Source organism: Pseudomonas sp., from assembly GCF_050739995.1.
GTDB lineage: Bacteria > Pseudomonadota > Gammaproteobacteria > Pseudomonadales > Pseudomonadaceae > Aquipseudomonas.
Genome location: NZ_JBOICG010000426.1, coordinates 1 through 6,993, shown reverse-complemented (window position 1 = coordinate 6,993; position 6,993 = coordinate 1). Strand labels below are relative to the sequence as shown.

The following is a 6,993-nucleotide window of genomic DNA, read 5'->3' as shown; positions in this document are numbered from 1 at the left end:
GTCCAGGGATTCGGCCAGCGCCATGAATTCGCCCAGCGAATCCCAGCGCAGGAAGCCTTCTTCCAGGAACTGCTGCACGTGCTTCGGAGCCGAACCGCCGGCGCCGGTTTCGAACAGGCCGCCGTTGTACATCAGCGGAACGATCGACAGCATCTTGGCGCTGGTGCCCAGCTCCATGATCGGGAACAGGTCGGTCAGGTAGTCGCGCAGTACGTTACCGGTCACCGAGATGGTGTCCAGGCCCTTGCGAGTGCGCTCCAGGGTGAACTTCATCGCGTCGACCGGCGACATGATGCGGATGTCCAGGCCTTCGGTGTTGTGGTCTTTCAGGTAAGCCTGAACTTTCTCGACCACGACGCCGTCGTGCGCGCGTTTTGGGTCCAGCCAGAAAATGGCCGGGGTATTGCTGGCGCGGGCGCGGTTGACGGCCAGCTTGACCCAGTCCTGGATCGGCGCGTCTTTGGTCTGGCACATGCGGAAGATGTCGCCGGCTTCGACTTTCTGTTCCATCAGCAGGTTGCCCTTGCTGTCGGTGACGCGGACAACGCCGTCAGCCTTGATCTGGAACGTCTTGTCGTGGGAGCCGTACTCTTCGGCTTTCTTCGCCATCAGGCCAACGTTTGGCACGCTGCCCATGGTGGTTGGGTCGAAAGCGCCATGGGCCTTGCAGTCTTCGATGACCGCCTGGTAAATGGTGGCGTAGCAACGATCCGGGATCACAGCCTTGGTGTCGTGCAGCTGGCCGTCGGTGCCCCACATCTTGCCGGAGTCGCGGATCATGGCTGGCATCGAAGCGTCGACGATCACGTCGCTCGGCACGTGCAGGTTGGTGATGCCTTTGTCGGAGTTGACCATCGCCAGGGAAGGGCGAGCGGCGTAAACAGCCTGGATGTCAGCTTCGATCTGCGCTTGCTGGTCGGCCGGCAGGGCCTTGATGCGGGCGTACAGGTCGCCGATGCCGTTGTTCAGGTTGAAGCCGATCTGTTCCAGCACGGTGGCGTGCTTGGCCAGGGCGTCTTTATAGAACTCGGCAACGATCTGGCCGAACATGATCGGGTCGGAGACCTTCATCATGGTGGCTTTCAGGTGAACCGACAGCAGTACGCCTTGTTTCTTGGCGTCTTCGATTTCGGCGGCGATGAACGCGCGCAGGGCTTTCTTGCTCAGCACGGCGGTGTCGATGATCTCGCCGGCCTGTACCGAAGTCTTTTCCTTCAGGACAGTGGCGGTGCCGTCTTGAGCGATCAGCTCGATTTTGACAGCGTCAGCGGCTTCGATCTGTACGGCTTTTTCGCTGCCGTAGAAGTCGCCATTGCTCATGTGAGCGACGTGGGACTTGGAGTCGGCTGCCCAGGCGCCCATTTTGTGCGGGTGCTTGCGTGCGTAGTTCTTGACCGACAGTGGTGCGCGGCGGTCGGAGTTGCCTTCGCGCAGAACCGGGTTCACGGCGCTGCCCTTGACCTTGTCGTAACGTGCACGGGTTTCTTTTTCCGCGTCGGTAGTTACGGTTTCCGGGTAGTCCGGCAGGGCGTAGCCCTGGGCCTGCAGTTCCTTGATCGCGGCTTGCAGCTGCGGAGTCGAGGCGCTGATGTTAGGCAGCTTGATGATGTTGGCTTCAGGCGTAACGGCCAGGTCGCCCAGTTCGGCGAGGTGGTCCGGGATAGCCTTGGTGCCCAGTTGCTCGGGGAAGCTTGCGAGGATGCGCCCGGCGAGGGAAATATCGCGGGTTTCCACGGCAATATCAGCGGAAGCGGTGAAGGCTTCTACGATAGGTAGCAGTGAATAGGTGGCGAGGGCTGGGGCTTCGTCGGTGAAGGTGTAGATGATCTTCGAGCGGGTGGGCATATTCGGATTAACTCTCTTCTTTGCTGAAAGCGTGCGCAGAAACTCGAGATGCGCCGGGTGGAGCGCGTTCGTTCAAAGTCATCCATGAGCGAAATGTCGAGGTTTCTTCGCGGTGATGTTGGGTTGCATCAGTCGAGCGTCAAGCGGGTGGACTATTGTAATAGTCCTGCTTTCTAGCGGAGGGCTACTGTCTAGAGCGGTCCGCCGTCGTGACTCTTGGGTCAGCGGCGGCATTATACATAGGTCGCTATGCTTACGCCGAGCCTTCATACAAAAGGTGTGTCGTCCATTGGTCTAAAGGTCGCAGGTGCGACAATCTGGTCTCAGTGGCTAGGTATGCTCAAGATTGGCGATTTTGCCTTTGCTTTCAGGCTTGTAGGCGGCTAAATGTGCTGTTTTCGAGGCAAATGACCCTGGCGTGAGGTTTCAGTCGTCATTTATCTGGAGTAGGCTCGAACGCAGCCCGAGGTTTCAACCACAAACGGAGTTCAGCATGGGATACCAGAAGATTCAGGTTCCGGCAGTCGGCGACAAAATCACCGTCAACGCAGACCACTCTCTCAATGTTCCTGATAACCCGATCATCCCGTATATCGAAGGCGACGGCATCGGTGTCGATATCAGTCCGGTGATGATCAAGGTTGTCGATGCAGCTGTTCAAAAGGCGTACGGCGGCAAGCGCAAAATCTCCTGGATGGAGGTGTATGCCGGCGAAAAGGCGACTCAAGTCTACGATCAGGACACCTGGCTGCCTCAGGAAACCCTGGATGCAGTGAAGGATTACGTCGTATCCATCAAGGGGCCGCTCACCACGCCGGTCGGTGGTGGTATCCGTTCGTTGAACGTGGCCCTGCGTCAGCAGCTCGACCTCTATGTGTGTCTGCGCCCGGTACGCTGGTTTGAAGGTGTACCGAGTCCGGTCAAGAAGCCGGGCGATGTGGACATGACCATCTTCCGCGAAAACTCCGAAGATATTTACGCCGGGATCGAGTGGAAAGCCGGCTCGCCGGAAGCGATCAAGGTGATCAAGTTCCTCAAGGAAGAAATGGGCGTCACCAAGATCCGTTTTGACCAGGATTGCGGTATTGGCGTTAAGCCCGTCTCCAGGGAGGGCACTAAGCGCCTGGCGCGCAAGGCCCTGCAATATGTCGTGGATAACGACCGCGACTCGCTGACCATCGTGCACAAAGGCAACATCATGAAATTCACCGAGGGGGCCTTCAAGGAGTGGGCCTACGAAGTAGCGGCCGAGGAGTTCGGTGCGACCTTGCTCGATGGCGGTCCGTGGATGCAGTTCAAGAACCCGAAGACCGGCAAGAACGTGGTGGTCAAGGACGCCATCGCCGATGCGATGCTCCAGCAGATCCTGTTGCGCCCGGCTGAATATGATGTGATCGCTACTCTTAACCTGAACGGCGACTATCTTTCCGACGCCTTGGCGGCCGAAGTAGGGGGTATCGGTATTGCGCCGGGCGCCAACCTGTCCGACACCGTGGCGATGTTCGAGGCTACCCACGGTACTGCACCGAAGTACGCGGGCAAGGATCAGGTCAACCCAGGTTCGCTGATCCTGTCGGCAGAGATGATGCTGCGGCACATGGGTTGGACCGAAGCGGCTGATCTGATTATCAAGGGTACCAATGGCGCTATTTCGGCCAAGACCGTGACCTATGACTTCGAGCGTCTCATGGACGGCGCGAAACTCGTATCGTCATCAGGCTTCGGTGATGCGCTGATTTCGCATATGTAAGAGCGGTCAAGAAAAACGGCCCTTCCAAGTTGATTGGGAGGGCCGTTTTTTATCGCTACTCACGCACTCAGTGGTGGATCAGACCGTTAATTTCTTTTCTTTTTGAGCGGTGGGTGTGACGGGTTTTGCGCTGGCGTCGACCGTGACTGCAGAGATTTTCACGGCGTGTAGCCCTTTCGGTCCTTGAATAATGTCAAACGTCACGGGTTGACCCGCTTTTAGCGTTTTATAGCCATCCATGTTGATCGCTGAAAAATGGGCAAAAAGATCTTCACTACCGCCATCTTCAATAACGAAGCCGAATCCCTTGGCATTGTTGAACCACTTGACCTTACCGCTTGCCATCTCCATATCCCTCTGCACCAGACTCCATCACTGGAGTATCATCCAGTTTATCCGTCCTAACCCGAATAAATAAGGTTGACTGCGCGGACCTTTTTTACCCACTGTGGGTTCTATTGGTTGTAACACCGTTTCGCCGATAGTCAAGGCGACCAATCGGTCAGAGTTGAAATTCCGGCAGGCCGCCCCCATCACTGTATTTGAACCACTGACGAACCTTTCTTTCCATGCATGCAAATAGCCAGATTCGACTAACATTCAATCAGGATCGCCCGGATCAGGAACACGATGACGACGGTTCTGCAGGCATTGCTGTCCAGGAGGCGAAGCCTGCTCTACAGGCGCCGCCGATGTACAAGGTGGTTTTGTTTAATGATGACTACACGCCGATGGATTTCGTCGTCGAAGTGCTCGAGGTGTTTTTTAACCTGAACCGCGAGTTGGCGACCAAGGTAATGCTGGCCGTTCATACAGAAGGACGGGCAGTATGTGGAGTGTTTACCCGCGACATCGCCGAGACAAAGGCCATGCAGGTCAACCAGTACGCCAGGGAAAGCCAGCATCCGCTACTCTGTGAAATCGAGAAGGACGGTTAACGCCGACCACTTGGGTATGAGGTGAAGCTATGTTAAACCGCGAGCTCGAAGTCACCCTCAATCTTGCCTTCAAGGAGGCCCGTTCGAAGCGTCATGAATTCATGACCGTCGAGCACCTGCTGCTGGCACTTTTGGATAACGAAGCTGCCGCCACCGTTCTGCGTGCGTGCGGCGCCAACCTCGACAAACTCAAGCATGACCTGCAGGAGTTTATCGACTCCACCACGCCACTGATCCCCGTGCATGACGAGGACCGTGAAACCCAGCCGACCCTGGGCTTTCAGCGGGTATTGCAGCGTGCTGTGTTCCATGTACAGAGCTCCGGTAAGCGTGAAGTCACAGGCGCCAATGTGCTTGTGGCGATTTTCAGCGAACAGGAAAGCCAGGCAGTGTTCCTGCTCAAGCAGCAGAGCGTTGCCCGTATCGATGTCGTCAATTACATCGCCCACGGTATCTCCAAGGTGCCTGGGCACGGCGATCATTCCGAGGGTGAGCAGGATATGCAGGATGACGAGGGCGGTGAGTCTTCTTCTTCGGGCAATCCACTGGATGCCTATGCCAGCAACCTCAACGAGCTTGCGCGCCAGGGGCGGATCGATCCGCTGGTGGGGCGTGAGCTTGAGGTTGAGCGTGTAGCGCAGATCCTCGCGCGTCGTCGCAAGAACAACCCGTTGCTGGTAGGCGAGGCGGGCGTGGGTAAAACCGCGATTGCCGAAGGCCTGGCCAAACGCATTGTCGACAACCAGGTGCCTGACCTGCTGGCCAACAGTGTCGTCTACTCCCTGGATCTGGGGGCGTTGCTCGCCGGGACCAAGTACCGTGGCGATTTCGAGAAACGCTTCAAGGCGTTGCTCGGCGAGCTGAAAAAACGTCCGCAGGCGATCCTGTTCATCGACGAGATCCACACCATCATCGGTGCCGGTGCTGCATCCGGTGGCGTGATGGACGCCTCCAACCTGCTCAAGCCGTTGCTGTCGTCGGGTGATATCCGTTGCATCGGCTCGACCACGTTCCAGGAATTCCGCGGCATCTTCGAAAAAGACCGTGCCCTGGCGCGTCGCTTCCAGAAAGTCGACGTGTCCGAGCCGTCGGTTGAAGACACCATCGGCATCCTGCGCGGTCTCAAGGGGCGCTTCGAAGCGCACCACGGCATTGAGTACACCGATGAGGCTTTGCGTTCGGCGGCTGAGCTGGCGTCGCGCTACATTAATGATCGGCACATGCCCGACAAAGCTATCGATGTGATTGACGAGGCGGGTGCCTACCAGCGCCTGCAACCGGTCGAGAAGCGTGTGAAGCGTATTGATGTGCCTCAAGTTGAGGACATCGTGGCGAAGATCGCGCGGATTCCTCCGAAGCACGTCACCAGCTCCGATAAAGAGCTGCTGCGTAACCTGGAGCGTGACCTCAAGCTGACCGTGTTCGGTCAGGATGCGGCCATCGACTCGCTGTCCACTGCGATCAAGCTGTCCCGTGCGGGTCTGAAGTCGCCGGACAAGCCTGTGGGTTCGTTCCTGTTCGCCGGCCCGACCGGCGTCGGCAAGACCGAGGCGGCGCGGCAGTTGGCCAAGGCCATGGGTATTGAGCTGGTGCGTTTCGACATGTCCGAATACATGGAGCGTCACACTGTGTCGCGCCTGATCGGTGCGCCTCCGGGCTATGTCGGTTTCGACCAGGGCGGCCTGTTGACCGAAGCCATCACCAAGCAGCCGCATTGCGTGTTGCTGCTCGATGAAATCGAGAAGGCCCACCCGGAAGTCTTCAATCTGCTGCTGCAGGTGATGGATCACGGGACCCTGACCGACAACAACGGGCGCAAGGCGGACTTCCGCAACGTGATCGTGATCATGACCACCAACGCCGGTGCCGAAACGGCTGCGCGGGCTTCGATCGGCTTCACGCATCAGGATCACTCGTCCGATGCGATGGAAGTCATCAAGAAGAGCTTTACGCCGGAGTTCCGCAACCGTCTGGACACCATTATTCAATTTGGTCGCCTCAGCCATGAGGTTATCAAGAGTGTGGTGGACAAGTTCCTCACCGAACTTCAGGCGCAGTTGGAAGACAAGCGCGTACAGCTGGATGTCACGGACGCGGCGCGCAACTGGCTGGCGGAAGGTGGCTACGACGCGGCAATGGGCGCTCGCCCAATGGCGCGCCTGATCCAGGACAAGATCAAACGGCCGCTGGCCGAGGAGATCCTGTTCGGCGAGTTGTCCGACCATGGTGGCGTGGTGCATATCGATCTGAAGGACGGCGAGCTGACCTTCGAGTTCGAGACTACGGCGGAAATGGCCTGATAGTTGATCGCAACAAAGCAAAAGGCGCCGAAAGGCGCCTTTTTGCTGTCTCGAAAACGATGGGGGTCAAATGTGGGAGGGGGCTTGCTCCCGATGACGGTGCATCAGTCGCCAAATGCGCTGGCTGATACATAGCTATCGGGAGCAAGCCCCCTCCCAC

5 protein-coding genes are annotated in these 6,993 nt (G+C 57.8%); 3 read left to right on the top strand and 2 right to left on the bottom strand.

Annotated features, from left to right (window positions below):
* Nucleotides 1–1,845, bottom strand: a 1,845-nt coding sequence (locus tag ACRESD_RS14125) for an NADP-dependent isocitrate dehydrogenase (RefSeq protein ID WP_431751471.1), incomplete at its 3' end; no start/stop codon positions are given.
* A gap of 493 nt (nucleotides 1,846–2,338) precedes the next feature.
* On the opposite strand from ACRESD_RS14125, the gene icd reads away from it, so the two are divergent.
* Nucleotides 2,339–3,595 (top strand): NADP-dependent isocitrate dehydrogenase, encoded by a 1,257-nt coding sequence (icd, locus tag ACRESD_RS14120; RefSeq protein ID WP_431751470.1) that lies wholly within the window; start codon nucleotides 2,339–2,341, stop codon nucleotides 3,593–3,595.
* 78 nt (nucleotides 3,596–3,673) lie between these two features.
* On the opposite strand, the gene cspD is transcribed toward icd, so the two are convergent.
* Nucleotides 3,674–3,946: a cold shock domain-containing protein CspD gene (cspD, locus tag ACRESD_RS14115; protein ID WP_431751469.1), complete on the bottom strand. Its 273-nt coding sequence runs from the start codon at nucleotides 3,944–3,946 to the stop codon at nucleotides 3,674–3,676.
* A 218-nt stretch (nucleotides 3,947–4,164) separates the two neighbouring features.
* Between cspD and clpS the strand changes: the two genes are divergently transcribed.
* Both clpS and clpA read left to right on the top strand, forming a co-directional pair.
* Nucleotides 4,165–4,533 carry an ATP-dependent Clp protease adapter ClpS gene (gene clpS, locus ACRESD_RS14110; protein ID WP_005789091.1) on the top strand — a complete coding sequence of 123 codons (369 nt, stop codon included), beginning with the start codon at nucleotides 4,165–4,167 and terminating at the stop codon, nucleotides 4,531–4,533.
* A 29-nt stretch (nucleotides 4,534–4,562) separates the two neighbouring features.
* Entirely contained in the window at nucleotides 4,563–6,833 is a 2,271-nt protein-coding gene (gene clpA, locus ACRESD_RS14105) for an ATP-dependent Clp protease ATP-binding subunit ClpA (protein ID WP_025858957.1), read from the top strand.
* Nucleotides 6,834–6,993 lie beyond the last annotated feature (160 nt).